Origin of the sequence: Nonomuraea sp. NPDC050153 (assembly GCF_044460125.1) — a bacterium.
Classification (GTDB): Bacteria; Actinomycetota; Actinomycetes; order Streptosporangiales; family Streptosporangiaceae; genus Nonomuraea.
Genome location: NZ_JBITJQ010000054.1, coordinates 1 through 13829 on the forward strand (window position 1 = coordinate 1; position 13829 = coordinate 13829).

Genomic DNA, 13829 nt, shown 5'->3' on the forward strand with positions numbered 1-13829 from the left:
CTCCTTCGAGGGTGGTCAGGTCGACCATGGAGATGGCCAGGTCGATGGCCTGGGCCTTGGCCGTGGTCTTGATCGAACGGGTGCCCAGCATCGCCGCCCGCTGGTCCGCGCCGACCCGGTCAACCCCGGGCAGGCCGTGCAGGAAAGCTCGCAACGCGGCGTCGGACGAAGCGACGTCCGCGAGCGAGGTAGTCAGAGTTGACACCATCACAGCATCGCCGACCAGGGCCGTGAGCTCCAAACCGGACCGCCTTAGACCGCCGGTGGCCGGGGCCTAGGTATGCCGTAGGGGTCCGCGTACCAGAGATAAGGCATCCACCCGATGTGGCAGGCGGGGCCTTAGCCCGAGTCTTAAAGGTGTCAGGAAGAAAGCACGAAATTTCAGGAGAAACACCATGCACCCCGAGATCGAGTACGAGCTCATGAAGAACCACGCGAGCGAGCTCCGCAAGGCCGCCGCCGAGCACCGGCGGGTACGCGAGGCCGAGCGGGCCAACAAGTCCGAGCGCCGCTCGGTCTTCGGCAAGCTCCGTTTCTCATGACCATCCCACGAGAGCCCGGCCACCACCTCCCTCGTGGCCGGGCCTCGAAACCCCCGTAAAGGGACCCCCATAAAAGCGTCGAAAGCAACCGATCGGGCATGACATGCTGGATGACATGCGGGGACGTACTGTCAGTCCCGTCTTCGTCGGGCGGGAAGAGGAACTGGCGGCTCTGTCTGAAAGCTTCGACGAGGCACGAAAAGGCAGGGTGACGGCCGTCCTGCTCGGCGGCGAGGCCGGGGTCGGCAAGACCAGGCTCGTCCAGCGCTTCGCCGAGCAGTGCCAGATGTCCGGCGCCCACGTGCTGTTCGGCGGCTGCGTGGAGCTGTCCACGGAGGGCCTGGCGTACGCGCCGTTCACCGCCGCGCTCAGACAGCTCGTCAGGGAGCAGGGCCCCGCCGCCGTCGCCGGGCTGCTGCCGGACGGCGCGGAGCGCGATCTCGCGCGGCTGCTGCCCGAGTTCGGCGAGCCGAGCGGCGACGGCGAGACCGACACCGGCCGCGCCCGGCTCTTCGAGCAGTTCCTCACCCTCCTCGAACGCCTGGCCGTCCCTCGTCCCACCGTCCTCGTCATCGAGGACATCCACTGGGCCGACAGGTCCAGCCGCGACCTCATCGCCTTCCTCAGCCGCAACCTGCACGCCCCGCAGGTGCTGATCGTCATGACCTACCGCTCCGACGACCTGCACCGCCAGCATCCGCTCCGGCCGGTGCTGGCCGAGCTGGGCCGGGTCAACGGCGTCCACCGGCTCGACCTGCCCCGCCTGTCGCGGGACGAGGTCGCCCAGCAGATGGCCGGCATCCTCGGAGAGGTCCCCCAGTACGTCAAGGTCGAGAAGGTCTACGAGCGCAGCGAGGGCATCCCGCTGTTCGTGGAGGCCATGCTGGAGGGCGGCGAGGACTGCACGTTCCCCGAGTCCATGCAGGACCTCATCCTCAACTCCGTCGAGCGGCTGCCCGAGGAGACCCAGCGCCTGCTGCGCGTCGCCGCCGCCGGCGGCATCCGGGTCAGCCACAAGCTGCTGGCCGCCGTGAGCGGCCTGTCCGACGTCGAGCTGGAGACCGCGCTGCGCCCCGCCATCGCGGGCAACGTCCTGCAGATCGCCGACAACCGCGCCTACGTCTTCAGGCACTCGCTCATCCGCGAGGCGGTGCACGACGAGCTGCTGCCCGGTGAGCACCAGCGCCTGCACGCCAGGTACGCCGAGGAGATCTCCAAGGACCGCGGGCTGGTCCCGCCCGGGCGCGCCGCCGTCGAGCTGGCACACCACTGGTACGGCGCCCGCAACGACACCTGGGCCCTGATCTCCGCCTGGGAGGCGGCCCGCAAGTCCTTCACGGCGTTCGCCTACACCGAGGCCGTCCCGCTGCTCGAACGCGTGCTCATGCTCTGGGACCGGGTGCCCGACGCGGCCCAGCTCATCGGCGCCGACCACACCGCCGTGCTCGAACGGGCCTCCGAGGCCGCCAACTCGGGCGGCGACGTGGACAAGGGCATGAAGTTCGTCAAGGCCGCCCTGTCCGAGCTCGACGAGAACGAGCAGCCGGCGCGCGTGGCGCAGCTCATCGTGCGCCGGGCCGCGTTCCTCAACTCCAAGGGCCAGCTCGGCGTCATCGACGATCTCAGGCACGCCCTGCGGCTCGTGCCCGGCGACAGCCTCGACCGGGCGGAGGTCGTCACGCCGCTGAGCCGCCACCTCATGCTGCGCGGCGAGATCGCCGAGGCGAACGAGCTCATCGCCAAGGGCCTGCGCCTGGTCAGGGAGCTCGGCGACCGGTGCCTGGAGGCCGACCTGCTGCTCAACCTGGCCCTCGGTCACTCTCTCGACGGCGAGAACGAGTCCACGATCATCGTCAACGAGCAGGCACTCGAGCTCGGCACCGCGGAGAGCTCGGGCCGGCTGATCACCAGGGCGATCGGCAACAACATCGACGCGCTGATGGACATGGGCCGCCACGACGAGGCGCTGCGCCTGGCCGCGCACGGCTGGGAGCTGGCCAAGAAGTACGGCAGGCTGCGCGGCGGCGGCCTGTTCATCAAGAACAACTGGGCCGAGGTGCTGGAGGCGGTCGGCTGCTGGGACGAGGCCATCGAGATCATCGAGGGTGCGCTCAGCCACGGTCCCGTCCTGCGCCACAAGTACGCCCTGCTGCGCACGCGTGCCGACATCGCGCTGGCGAGGGGCGAGGTGCAACTGGTCGAGGGCATCCTGTCCGAGATCGGCGTGCTGAAGGACCGCCCCGAGGAGTTCGTCCAGGACATCATCAGCAACTCCCGGCTGCACATCGGCTGGCACCTGCTCCGGGGCGAGCCCGGGGCCGCGCTGGCCGTGGCCGAGCGCGTGCTCGCCCATCCGCAGCAGCCGAGCAAGGCCATGCTGAGCTGGCGGCTGCTCGCCCTGCTCCGCGTCGTCTGCGACGCCGCCGCGACCACGGAGCCCGGCAGGGCGGCGGCGGTACGCGAGCAGGCCGCCGAGGTGGCGGCCGAGCTGTCGGTCATCGGGCCGGTCGCGGAGGCGTACCGGCTGTCCTACAGCGGCGACTTCGACGCCGCCGCCGCGGCCTGGGAGCGGCTCAACCGCCCGCACAACCAGGCCAAGGCCCTGCTGCGGGCGGCCCTGGCGGCCGCTCACGGAGGCGACCGCGAGGGGGCGGCGACCCGGCTGCGGGTGGCGCTCCCGCCGGCCGAGGCCCTGCGGGCCACTCCGCTGATCGAGGAGATCGAGACGCTGTCGCGCCGGGTGGGCGGGGTTCAGCCCGCCCAGGAGTCTTCCGAACTGCTGACGCCGCGCGAGCTGGAGGTGCTGCGCCTGGTGACCCAGGGCAGGACCAACAGGGACATCGCGACCGAGCTGTTCATCTCGGCCAAGACGGTGAGCGTGCACGTGTCCAACATCCTGGCCAAGCTCGGCGTCACCACCCGCGGCGAGGCCGCCGCCGCGGCCCACCGCCTGTCGCTGCTGTCCCCGTGATCAGATAAGCGCTTCGGCCAGGAGGACGACGCCGAACACCGCGAACGCCGCCGCGGCGCCATACCGGATGACCTTCTCCGGCAGGTGCCTGCCCATCAGCCGTCCCACCAGGATCGCCAGCGCGTCCGCCGCCACCATGCCGACGGTCGAGCCGATCCAGGTGCCGAACCAGCCGTGCTGCGTCGCCAGCGTGATCGTGGCCAGCATCGTCTTGTCGCCCAGCTCGCTCAGGAAGAACGCCACGGTCACCGCGATCAGGGCGTTCCTGGTGGTGCGCTGGGCCTTCTTCGACTCGTCCTCGGTCAGCTCGTCCCCGCGCAGCGTCCACGCGGCGAACCCGAGGAAGGCCAGCCCCGCCACCACCGAGATGGCCGTCGTCGGCAACGCGTCACCGATCAGCCCGCCCACGGCGACGCTGACCAGGTGCACGACGGCTGTGGCGATCGTGATGCCCGCGAGCACGGGCCAGGTCTTGAAACGGGTCGCGAACGTCATCGCCATGAGCTGGCTCTTGTCGCCGAGTTCGGCCACGAAGATGACGGCGAGACTGATCCAGAACGCTTCCAACGGTCCCCTTCCGCGCGACCGAGCCGGAAGCGGCGACCCGGGGAGTTTCGGGCACGACTTCGGCCCGGCAGCGTCTCATTGCACAACTGCCAGGCCGAAGGTCTCGTCCGCCCGTATGAGGCCCGCGCGACCGGGCGCGAAGAAGCGCCAGTGTGTCGATCACGCGATTGGGACTACTCCCCTTCGGTAATTCCAAATCACCATAACAGCCCGCGAACAGGACCTATTCCCCGAGGGCACACCCGACGAGCACGGGCTCGTTGACCAGCGTGACCCCGAACTTCTCCCGCACCCCGTCCCGGACCTCCCTGGCCAGCGCGAGCAGGTCGCCGGTGGTGCCGGCGCCATCGGGGTTGGTCAGCGCCAGCGTGTGCTTGGTGGAGATGCGTACGGGCCCGCGCGCGTACCCCTTCGGGTAGCCCGCCTGCTCGATCAGCCACGCGGCGGGCACCTTGACCGACCCGTCTGGCTGCTGCCAGCGCGGATGCCCCGGGGCGCGGGAGGCCAGCTCCTCGGCCTCCCCTGGCGTGAGGATCGGATTGGTGAAGAACGAGCCGGCGCTGCGGGTGTCGGGATCGTCCGGGTCGAGCACCATGCCCTTGCCGCGCCGCAGTGCCAGCACCGCCTCGCGGGCCCGCGCGAGCGGCACTTTCCCACCGACCTTGGCCTGGAGCCTGCCGGCCAGCTCCTCGTACGCCAGCGGGCCGGACATTTCCGAAATATCCAGCGCGTACGTCACCGCGAGCACCACGTGCCGCGTCAGGTCGCGCTTGAAGGCGCTGTCACGGTAGGAGAACCCGCACTGCCGTGCCTCCAGATCCACCACCTGCCTGGTGAGGCGGTCGTAGGCACGCACGCACCGGATGGTCTGGGACACCTCCTGGCCGTACGCGCCGACGTTCTGGATGGGGGTCGAGCCGACCAGGCCGGGGATGCCCGACATGCACTCGATGCCCGACCAGCCCTCGACCACGGCGCGGGCGACCAGCGAATCCCAGTCCTCCCCCGCCTCGACCGTGAGCAGCACCTGCTCGCCGTCGCGCGAGACCGCCACGCCCTGGGTCGAGACCTTGACGACCAGCCCGTCGAACCCCTCGTCGGACACCACGACGTTGCTGCCCCCGCCGAGAACCAGCGTGGACAGCCCCTTCACGTCGGCCTCGGCCACCAGGGACACGAGGTGCTCCGCCGTGGTCGCTTCGGCGAAGTCACGGGCAGGGCCGCCTAGGCGCAGCGTGGTGTACGGCGCGAGCATCTCCATGGGGCACTAGCTTATGAGGTGCCCAGTATGCGCAGCACGCGGTCGAAGTTCCGCCGCGACTCCCGTACGTCGTAGCCGGGGTGGCGATCCCAGCCGCGGCACGGGCGGCGGCCCCTCCGGGACGACCAGCTCTCCGCACTCGTCGCGCTGCTTCGTTCATGGGCGTCACGCGTACCAGAGAGCCGCCCGAACTATCACCCGGCAGGCCGGCCCCTCAGGAGAGCTGGACCACCGCGCGGGCCTTGGACAGCACCTTCTGGTCGCCCGACCTGGCGGTGAGCCCGATGACCACCCGCTTGTCCTCCAGCTTCTCCTCCACGACCCCGCTGACCGAGACCGTCGCCCCGTGGTCGTCGTCGGGGACGACCACCATCGACGAGAACCGCACCCCGAAGTCCAGCACCGCCCCCGGGTCCCCGGCCCAGTCCGTGACGAACCGCCCGGCCTGCGCCATCGTGAACATCCCGTGCGCGATCACGTCGGGCAGCCCCACCATCTTGGCGAACCGCTCGTTCCAGTGGATCTGGTTGAAGTCCCCGGAAGCCCCGGCGTACATCACCAGGTTGAGCCTGCGCACGTTGTAGTCGGCCTCCGGGATCTCCTGCCCGACCTCGACCTCGTCGTACTTCACCGTGGCGGTCATCTCAGCCGGCCCCTCCGCGCTCGACGATCGTGTTGTAGGTGACGCAGACCGGCTCGCCGTCGACGGTCGTCACGTCGCTCCTGACCGTCAGCAGCTCGTTCCGCCCGGCCGTGCGAATGTCGGTGATCGTCGCGGTCGTGACGAGCCGGTCCCCGGCGCAGACCGGCCGGACGTACTCGAAGCGCTGCTCGCCGTGGACGACCATGGCGAGGTTCAGCCCGAGGTCGGGATCGACGAGCGCCTCACCGCCGCTCTGCAGGCTGAACACGATGGGGAACGTGGGTGGCGCGATCACATCGGGGTATCCGGCGGCCTGGGCGGCCTCCTTGTCCCGGTAGAGCGGGTTGTTGTCACCGATCGCGGTGGCGAACTCCCTGATCTTCACCCGGCTGACCTCGTACGGCGCGTTGGACGGATAGGTCCTGCCCACGAAGTCTCGGTTCAAGGCCATCAGTGCTCCCTCGCGTGTCACCAGCCGAGCGCTGCTGAGGCCGACGGTAACAGAACAAGGTTCGGCTGTCGCCGGTGATTATCTTGATTTTGCCCCGCGAACTTTCCCGGCACACGGGCCTCTCAAAACCCCGTCCATAGACCCGGCATGCGGCACGGGGACGCGGCAGAGCGCTCCAGGACCCGAACCAGGCCGACCGACCCCCGCCACGACACCCGTTCGCGCGGCGGACCCGTCCGGACGGCGACAGCGAGGCGCTTACCGGTGCCTCAGGAGTGCGACGGACACGGGCGCGAAGAGAGAAGCCCGGGATCCTCTGAGGTCTGTGCGAAGCCCTGTGCAGAACGCGACGAACCGGCGCCCTGTGACAGGACGCCGGTTGCGCGATATGACGAAATGTGGGGCCAGAAGCCCCTGCCCGGTTACCCGGAGACCTAGCGGGTCTCGCGGTGCGCGCGGTGGCAGCGGCAGTTGGGGCAGTACTTCTTCAGCTCAAGCCGATCCGGGTCGTTGCGCCGGTTCTTCCGCGTGATGTAGTTGCGGTGCTTGCACTCCTGGCAGGCCAGCGTGATCTTCGGCCTAACGTCGGTGGCAGCCACTTGGGAGTGCCTTTCTACGTTCGGGACATGGACACGCCCGTACCCAGGCCTGTTGACCTGGGGATGGGCAGTAGCGGAGGCCGGACTTGAACCGGCGACACAACGATTATGAGCCGTTTGCTCTGCCTGACTGAGCTACTCCGCCTTTGAGCCGGTAACGACCCCGGCCCGTAGAGGATACCCGAAGCAGCGAGCACATTCGTAACTCGCCCAATCGGGTGGGGTGCTACCCAGTATGCCTCAGGAACCCCCGACAACCGAAATCCATTACCAATCGGCGATGCTCGCCCCCGAACAGCCGACTCCACATGAAGATCAAGCAGTGGAGGAGGCAAGCGTAGCAGCGACCGGCGCGCGGCGCGCAATCCCTTGAGAGCGCCCGGATCACGTCGTGGCGCACAGGCCTCACCCGCCCCCATGACCGCGCGGTCCCCGGGCACGTACCTTGTGAACATGACCTTCGTGGGCACTCCCCGGCCGCGTCCGCGCTGGTACCACGCGCACACGGATCTCGAGGACTTTGCGATCGTGAGCTACCGGGTGGACGCCGACGCGCTCGCCCGGCACCTGCCCGAAGGTTTCGCCCCCATGGAGACGACGTTCGGCGACGGCCCCGGAGCCCTGGTCTCCGCCGTCGCCTTCCGCGACCGGGACTTCCACTTCCGCTTCCTGCCGCAGGTGGCGATCGACTGCGGGCAGATCAACTACCGGGCCTACGTCACCGCGTACGGCCAGGCGGGCGTCTGGTTCTTCGGCACCCGCCTGGACCACCCCGTCGTGGCGATCCCGCAGCACCTGTGGGGCATGCCATGGCGCCGCGACCACATCCGCGTCGAGGCCGACTGGCTCAGCACCCCGGCCCACTGGCGCCTGTCGTCCACCGACGCCCGCTGCGAGGCGGTCGAGCTCCCCCGGCCCCCGATGCCGCTGGACGGCTTCCCGGACGATTCACACTGGCTGGAGCGACTCACCCACCCGACCCAGGGCTGGTACCAGCGCCGGGACGGAAGGGTGGGCGTCTACAGCATCTGGCACCCGATCATGCGCCCCCGGCACCTGGAGGCCACCTTCGCCCGGTTCCCCTTCTTCGAACGCCTGGGCCTGATCACGCCGGACACACCCCCGCACTCGGTCCTGGCCCAGGCCCGCATCCCCTTCGACATCCACACCCCACCCCACCGCTTGCACCCGGAGCCGCAGGCCCAGCGCGCCACCGAAGCGTGAGACGGCCCTCCAACGGCGAGCACGCCTCCGCCGGGTGGTTGCGGGGCGGCGGTTTGTGGGTTGTGGTGGAAATGCGAAACGCCCGGCCCCGCTACCTGGCGGGTCGGGCGTTGTGGTTGATCAGAGCAAGAGCCCCCAAACGGAATCGAACCGTTGACCTTCTCCTTACCATGGAGACGCTCTGCCGACTGAGCTATAGGGGCCTGTCCGGCGCTGCGGACAGGTGTAACCATACACGGCACTCACCGATGATGCGAACTCGTTCGGGCCTCCGCGCGCTCCTCCATCCGCCGCCGCACCGGCAGTTCGATGACTTCGCACAGATCCGCCAGGTCGACGTGTCGGGCCACCTCCACCACAGAGGTGCAGTCGGCGACCACCCACCCGTGCCGGCACACCCGCAGCAGCTGCCGACCGCCGCTCACCACGCCTACGACCTCGTAGCCGTCGAGGCCGACCCATCGCCTGTCCATAGCGGCACAGAGTAGCCTCCGGGTCTCTCAATTTTTGCCACGCCACAGGCGTTACAGGCCATACCGAATCAGTTCAGAGCCGATAGAAGCCCGCGAAGTCCTTACGCCGGGCGATGTCGTCCACGCGCACCATGGCGCCGGTCTCGGGGGCGTTCATCATCTTTCCGTTGCCGAGATAAATGCCCACATGGTGGGTTTTGACGGCTTTTTTCGTGACTTTTCCGAAGAAAACCAGGTCCCCCGGCATGGCCACCTGAACCCGCCGCATCCGCCGCACATGATCATTGGTGTTCCCCGGCCCCAGCACATCCGACCCGCTCGCCAGCGCGTACACCCACCGCGCGAACCCCGAGCAGTCGAGCCCGCGCGTCCGGGCGGCCGGGCAGGGCCTGATCTTCCCCCGGTAGCCCTGGCAGGTGCCGGTCGACGGGCCGGGCTCCTCAGCGTGGCCGCCTCCCCATGAGTAGACGATCCTGCGCTGCTCGATCTCGTACGCGATCCGCACGACGTTCGCCGGCACGTACAGCCCGAGCGGCACGGAGGCCGTGGCGACCAGCAGGAGCAGCGCCGCCACCCCTGCCGCCAACCGCCACCGCCGCCTCATCCTGCCCGCCCCCCGACAAGCTCTATGGCCCTCTGGAGCCATCCTGCCTTATGGCGGTTTGTGGTGCTTTGTGACTCCGAGCGCCCGAGCGCTCCCGCCCAGGCGTCAGCGGGACTTGAGGGTCATTTTCACAGAGCCCACCGCGACGTACAGCCCGACCGTGCCCTTCGACCTGGACGGCTTCGTGGTGATCGTGAACGTCTTCTTCTGCCCCCGCGCCAGCTCCCCGACCCGGCACACCACCGCCGTGCCGCTGAACGTGCACCCGGGCGCCTTCACCACGCGCTGCCCGCCGAACGCCCGCCCCGACACCTTGACGTCCTTGACGGGGTGCGGGCCGGTGTTCGAGACGGTGACCGTGTACGCCTTCCTGCTCCTGGCCGCGCCCGAGACCGTCACCTCGGCCGGCGGGTTGGCCAGCTCCTTGAGCTGGGACTCGGAGCCGTTGAACGAGTTCTGCCCGCCGGCCAGCGTGCCCTTCTCCGCAGACTGCCAGAAGGTGTGCCGCTTCCAGCTCTTCGGCAGCTCACCGGGGTCGTCGCCCCAGCGGGCGATCCAGAGCGGGTTCGACTTGAACTTGTCGGAGTTCCCCGTGCAGGTCCGCCACCAGCTCGTGGTGGTGTAGATGATCGCGCGGCGGCCGGTCGCCTCGTGGTACTTGGTGGTGAAGTCCTTGAGCCAGGTGACCATGTCCTCGACGGACAGGTCATAGCAGTTGTTCTTGCCGTTCTTGTCCTTGTACGGGTTGTCCTCGATATCGAGCACTCCGGGCAGCGTTTGACCATCGCTGATCCAGTTGCCGCCGTTCTGCAGGAAATAGTCGGCCTGGGCCGTCCCATCGGATTCGTGCGGTTGCGCAAAGTGATACGCGCCCCGGATCAGCCCCGCTCCGGCGGCACCGCCGTACTGCGCGTCAAAAACCGGGTTACGGTAGTTCGTACCCTCGGTGGCGTGCACGAACGCGAACTTCCCGCCTCCTGAGGCCACACTTTCCCAGTCGATCTCGCCCGTCCAGTTACTGACGTCGACTCCGGCGACGCCGTCGGCCGCCTCCGCGACTCCGCCCATACCTAAGGCAGCAATTGCCGCAATTACCCACAGACTTTTCACGCGGGAATCATTGCGGAGCCTGACACAACCCCGCAAGTCCCGAAATATCGACTGCTTTTGAGGTATCGACCCAATAGGTCACCCCCAACCCCAGCGGCCGTGTCGGCGCCGGCCAGGGGCTCTCCAGCACCGCGCCCCGCCCGGCGCTCGCCAGCAGCGTCCACATGCTCTCCCCGGCGGCCGCGCCCAGCCGCCTGCTCCACTCGCGCTCGCCCACCCCGGGCGGCCGTTCGAGGACGTCGGCCAGCGTCTCCTTGAGATCGTCCTTGCTGAAGACCGGCAGGCCGAGCTCCCGCCCCAGCGCCCGCGCGAGCGTGCTCTTCCCCGCCCCGGGCAACCCGTTCACCAGCACCACCATCCGGCACACGATCAGCCATGCTGCCAGGCCCGCCGGGAAAAACTTCGCGACACCCGGAAACCCGCACTTCAGCACCCGGAAATCCACCGTCGCAGAGCGTTGCAGAAAACATCGTTTCCGCAGGTGAGAGCCGTTTATGAACATGACATTCGCGTTTGCCAAACCGGATTGAACCTGCACAAACTTGATTCGATCCTCAATCGCGCCCCCGACCAGGGGTTATTTCGCCATGCCCGGAGGAGGGCGACCATGATCCATGCCCGGGGACTGACCCGAGTGTTCAAAGTCAAGAAGGAGCGGGTGGAAGCCGTACGCGGCATCGACCTGAACGTGGAGGCCGGCCAGCTAGTCGCTTTCCTGGGTCCCAACGGGGCCGGCAAATCCACCACCCTGCGGATGCTCACGACCCTCCTGCCGCCCACCTCGGGCACCGCCATGGTGGCGGGCCGCGACGTGGCCAAGGACCCGGCGGGCGTGCGCGCCCGCATCGGCTACGTGGGCCAGCGCAGCAGCGCGGGCGAGAACTACCTCGTCCGCGACGAGCTCGTCACCCAGGGCCGCTGCTACGGCCTCGGCGGCGGGCAGGCGGCCGCCCGCGCCGACGAACTGCTCGACCTGCTCGACCTCAGAGCGCTGGCCAAGCGGCGCCCCGGCACGCTCTCGGGCGGCCAGCGCCGCCGCCTGGACATCGCGCTCGGCCTCATCCACCGCCCCGACCTGCTCTTCCTCGACGAGCCTTCGACCGGTCTCGACCCGAAGAGCCGGGCCGAGGTCTGGCAGCACATCCTCCGGCTGCGGGAGACGTACGGAACGACGCTGTTCCTGACCACCCACTACCTGGAGGAAGCCGACAACATGGCCGAACGCGTGGTGATCATCGACAACGGCCTGATCATCGCGGACGGCACCGCCGAACAGCTCAAGAACGACCTCGCGGGCGACCACATCACGATCGCCACCAGCACGGAGGAGGAGGCGCGCCGGGCCGCGGAGATCGTCGGCGGCGCCGCCGACGGCACCACCGTGCGCCTGCGCGTCCCCAACGCGCCCACCGCGCTCCCCGACTACCTCAGAACCCTGGACGGCTCCGGCATCAAGGTCACCGCCGCCGAGACCGCCCGTCCGACCCTCGACGACGTGTTCCTCGCTCTTACCGGGAGAAGCCTCACCGATGACGACATTCTTTCGTGACACCGCCACCGTCTTCTCGCGCGAGTTCAAGCCGGTCGTGCGCGACTCGGTCGGACTGCTCTTCGAGATGGGACAGCCGCTGCTGTTCCTGTTCCTGTTCGGGTCGCTGCTGGACGGGGCCGTCGGGTCGTCGTGGCAGTGGTTCGTGCCGGGGATCCTGGTCATGATGTGCCTGACGGGCCCCATGTCCTCCGGCTACACCCTGCTGGTCGAGCTGATCGGCGGCTCGCTGGAGCGCCTGATGGTCACCCCGCTCAACCGCACGGCGATGCTGGTGGGCCGGACGCTGAAGACCATGATCGTGCTGCTGGCCCAGGCCGTCCTGATCATCGTGCTGGCCGTCCCCCTGGGCTTCGAGCTGCACCTGGCGGGCGTGCTGGCGGGCCTGGCGCAGCTGGTCGTCTTCGGCGTCGGCCTGGGCTCGCTCTCGTTCGTGCTGGCCATCAAGTCGGCCCCCAGCGGCACGCTCTTCTACGTCGTCAGCCAGTCGGTCCTGTTCCCCCTGCTCCTCCTGTCGGGGGTGCTGCTCCCGATGGAGACGGCCCCGGAGTGGCTGCGGGCGGCCGGGTACGCGAATCCGGTCACGTACATCGTCGAGGCTCAACGAGCCCTCTTCTCCGGAAACCTGACAAACCCCTCGATCCTTTACGGGACCGCGGCGGCGTGCGCCATCGCCGCGATCGGCCTGTATCTGGGCAACCGGGCCATGCGCCGGGGTGTCTGAGACCCTTGAGGAATGACTCATCTGACGGTCCCCTGGATCCCCGTACGCCACCGTCTGGACCTGATCCTGTCCCCGAGTCTCCCGCCTCTGGACAAGACCACGTCGGCGTTCGCGTTCGTCTCGGACCAGACCGGCAGAACCCTCATGACGTGCCTGGACGAGGAGGGCCGCGGGTGGGACATCCCCGGCGGCCACCTCGAACCCGGCGAGACGGCCCTCGACGCCGCGGCCAGGGAGCTGTATGAGGAGACCGGCCTCCGCCTGCCGCCCGCCGCGCTGTCCGCCTTCGCCTGGCAGCGCATCGAGCTCCTGGACGCCGCCCCGGCCGGTTACCGTTACCCGCCGCTGACGTACATGGCGATGTTCAGGGCCCGCCTCCCGCATCCGGGCCGGCCGACCCAGCCGCCGGCCGGCTCGGAGAGCACCAGGGCGGACTGGCTCCCACCGTCGGAGATCGCCCGCGTCTGCCCTGATCGCACCTGGTTGTCCCTCCTGGACGGGCCCAGCCCGCACTAGCTACTTGGACGCCTTCCCGGTGAAGAGATAGCCGCCCACGATCACGAACCCGATCTGGAAGAGCCAGAGCCGCACGTCCGCCACCTCGGGCTTCATCTGGGTCCACGCCTGCTCGGGCAGGAAGCCTGGGCCCAGGATGCTGGCCAGGATGACGGTGATCAGCACGCCTAAATAGACGGTGATGAACCAGCTCCGATGGCGAACCGCGGTCTTCTCCAGCAACTGCACCACCGGCGAGTCCGCGGGCGGCGGGGAGAGATCCACCAGTTCGCTCTTCGGTTCGACGTCCTCGGCCCCCTCGGCCCCGGATCGATCTCCGGCGCCAGACGGCTGACTGGCTCCACTCATGTTTCCTCCATCAGCCCTGTCGTCAGGGCTGACTACGGGGAGGTGCGCTGGACCACCTCAGACTGCGATGGGACCCACCTCGGAGAACGAGCCACGTGTGCATGTCAGATTTCTGCCGCTTCATACGGGATTTCTGCCACGCTGCCCGATCGCGCGTCCTTGCGGGATAAGGCACATCCTAGGGGCCTGTGGGATTCGAGCGCGCCTTTAGCCCACATTTCATGATGACATGACGCGTACTATTTGT

At 68.6% G+C, this 13829-nt stretch carries 16 protein-coding genes, 2 tRNA genes and 1 pseudogene; 6 read left to right on the forward strand and 13 right to left on the reverse strand.

The annotated features are described in order from the left end of the window. Window positions 1–196: pseudogene (locus ACIBQ1_RS58445) on the reverse strand (deoxyribose-phosphate aldolase); the annotation flags it as partial. A 199-nt stretch (window positions 197–395) separates the two neighbouring features. On the opposite strand from ACIBQ1_RS58445, the gene ACIBQ1_RS58450 reads away from it, so the two are divergent. Further along, window positions 396–542, forward strand: a complete 147-nt coding sequence (locus ACIBQ1_RS58450) for a hypothetical protein (protein WP_192789639.1) — start codon at window positions 396–398, stop codon at window positions 540–542. A 115-nt stretch (window positions 543–657) separates the two neighbouring features. Next, entirely contained in the window at window positions 658–3513 is a 2856-nt protein-coding gene (locus tag ACIBQ1_RS58455; RefSeq protein WP_397291956.1) for an AAA family ATPase, read from the forward strand. Here ACIBQ1_RS58455 and ACIBQ1_RS58460 read toward each other — a convergent pair whose 3' ends face one another. The 6 genes from ACIBQ1_RS58460 to ACIBQ1_RS58485 form a co-directional block, all read right to left on the reverse strand. Then, a complete protein-coding gene (locus ACIBQ1_RS58460; RefSeq protein WP_397291957.1) occupies window positions 3514–4080 on the reverse strand; it encodes a TMEM165/GDT1 family protein in 567 nt (188 codons plus the stop codon). Between the two features lie 223 nt (window positions 4081–4303). Next, window positions 4304–5341: a UDP-N-acetylmuramate dehydrogenase gene (locus ACIBQ1_RS58465; protein ID WP_397291958.1), complete on the reverse strand. Its 1038-nt coding sequence runs from the start codon at window positions 5339–5341 to the stop codon at window positions 4304–4306. A 214-nt stretch (window positions 5342–5555) separates the two neighbouring features. Next, window positions 5556–5984, reverse strand: coding sequence for a MaoC family dehydratase (locus ACIBQ1_RS58470; RefSeq protein ID WP_397291960.1), 429 nt, complete (start codon window positions 5982–5984; stop codon window positions 5556–5558). 1 nt (window position 5985) lies between these two features. After that, a complete protein-coding gene (locus ACIBQ1_RS58475) occupies window positions 5986–6435 on the reverse strand; it encodes a MaoC family dehydratase N-terminal domain-containing protein (RefSeq protein ID WP_397291961.1) in 450 nt (149 codons plus the stop codon). Window positions 6436–6869: 434 nt separating this feature from the next. Beyond that, window positions 6870–7034 carry a 50S ribosomal protein L33 gene (rpmG, locus tag ACIBQ1_RS58480; protein WP_019632658.1) on the reverse strand — a complete coding sequence of 55 codons (165 nt, stop codon included), beginning with the start codon at window positions 7032–7034 and terminating at the stop codon, window positions 6870–6872. 71 nt (window positions 7035–7105) lie between these two features. Continuing rightward, window positions 7106–7179, reverse strand: a tRNA-Met gene (locus tag ACIBQ1_RS58485). Between the two features lie 308 nt (window positions 7180–7487). Here ACIBQ1_RS58485 and ACIBQ1_RS58490 point away from each other — a divergent pair. After that, window positions 7488–8258 carry a DUF2071 domain-containing protein gene (locus ACIBQ1_RS58490; protein ID WP_397291962.1) on the forward strand — a complete coding sequence of 257 codons (771 nt, stop codon included), beginning with the start codon at window positions 7488–7490 and terminating at the stop codon, window positions 8256–8258. Between the two features lie 130 nt (window positions 8259–8388). Here the strand turns inward: ACIBQ1_RS58490 and ACIBQ1_RS58495 are convergent. The 5 genes from ACIBQ1_RS58495 to ACIBQ1_RS58515 form a co-directional block, all read right to left on the reverse strand. After that, window positions 8389–8461, reverse strand: a tRNA-Thr gene (locus tag ACIBQ1_RS58495). 39 nt (window positions 8462–8500) lie between these two features. Further along, complete coding sequence (locus ACIBQ1_RS58500) at window positions 8501–8731, reverse strand: transposase (protein ID WP_397291964.1); 231 nt, start codon at window positions 8729–8731, stop codon at window positions 8501–8503. Between the two features lie 73 nt (window positions 8732–8804). Then, a complete protein-coding gene (locus ACIBQ1_RS58505) occupies window positions 8805–9335 on the reverse strand; it encodes a C40 family peptidase (RefSeq protein WP_397291965.1) in 531 nt (176 codons plus the stop codon). A gap of 105 nt (window positions 9336–9440) precedes the next feature. Continuing rightward, complete coding sequence (locus tag ACIBQ1_RS58510) at window positions 9441–10403, reverse strand: GH25 family lysozyme (protein WP_397291966.1); 963 nt, start codon at window positions 10401–10403, stop codon at window positions 9441–9443. A gap of 49 nt (window positions 10404–10452) precedes the next feature. After that, the gene (locus ACIBQ1_RS58515) at window positions 10453–10983 is read right to left on the reverse strand and encodes an AAA family ATPase (RefSeq protein ID WP_397291968.1); all 531 of its coding nucleotides are present in this window, start codon (window positions 10981–10983) and stop codon (window positions 10453–10455) included. Between the two features lie 69 nt (window positions 10984–11052). Here ACIBQ1_RS58515 and ACIBQ1_RS58520 point away from each other — a divergent pair, with 69 nt between their 5' ends. Genes ACIBQ1_RS58520 through ACIBQ1_RS58530 form a run of 3 tightly spaced genes read left to right on the forward strand, consistent with a single transcriptional unit; the run spans window position 11053 to window position 13234 of the window. Next, window positions 11053–11994: an ATP-binding cassette domain-containing protein gene (locus ACIBQ1_RS58520; RefSeq protein ID WP_397291969.1), complete on the forward strand. Its 942-nt coding sequence runs from the start codon at window positions 11053–11055 to the stop codon at window positions 11992–11994. After that, on the forward strand, window positions 11975–12718 hold the full coding sequence (locus tag ACIBQ1_RS58525) for an ABC transporter permease (protein ID WP_397291971.1): 744 nt from the start codon (window positions 11975–11977) through the stop codon (window positions 12716–12718). Before ACIBQ1_RS58520 ends, ACIBQ1_RS58525 begins: the two co-directional genes overlap by 20 nt. 12 nt (window positions 12719–12730) lie before the next feature. After that, window positions 12731–13234, forward strand: a complete 504-nt coding sequence (locus ACIBQ1_RS58530; protein ID WP_397291972.1) for an NUDIX hydrolase — start codon at window positions 12731–12733, stop codon at window positions 13232–13234. Here ACIBQ1_RS58530 and ACIBQ1_RS58535 read toward each other — a convergent pair whose 3' ends face one another. Next, window positions 13235–13582, reverse strand: a complete 348-nt coding sequence (locus tag ACIBQ1_RS58535) for a hypothetical protein (RefSeq protein ID WP_397291973.1) — start codon at window positions 13580–13582, stop codon at window positions 13235–13237. Window positions 13583–13829 lie beyond the last annotated feature (247 nt).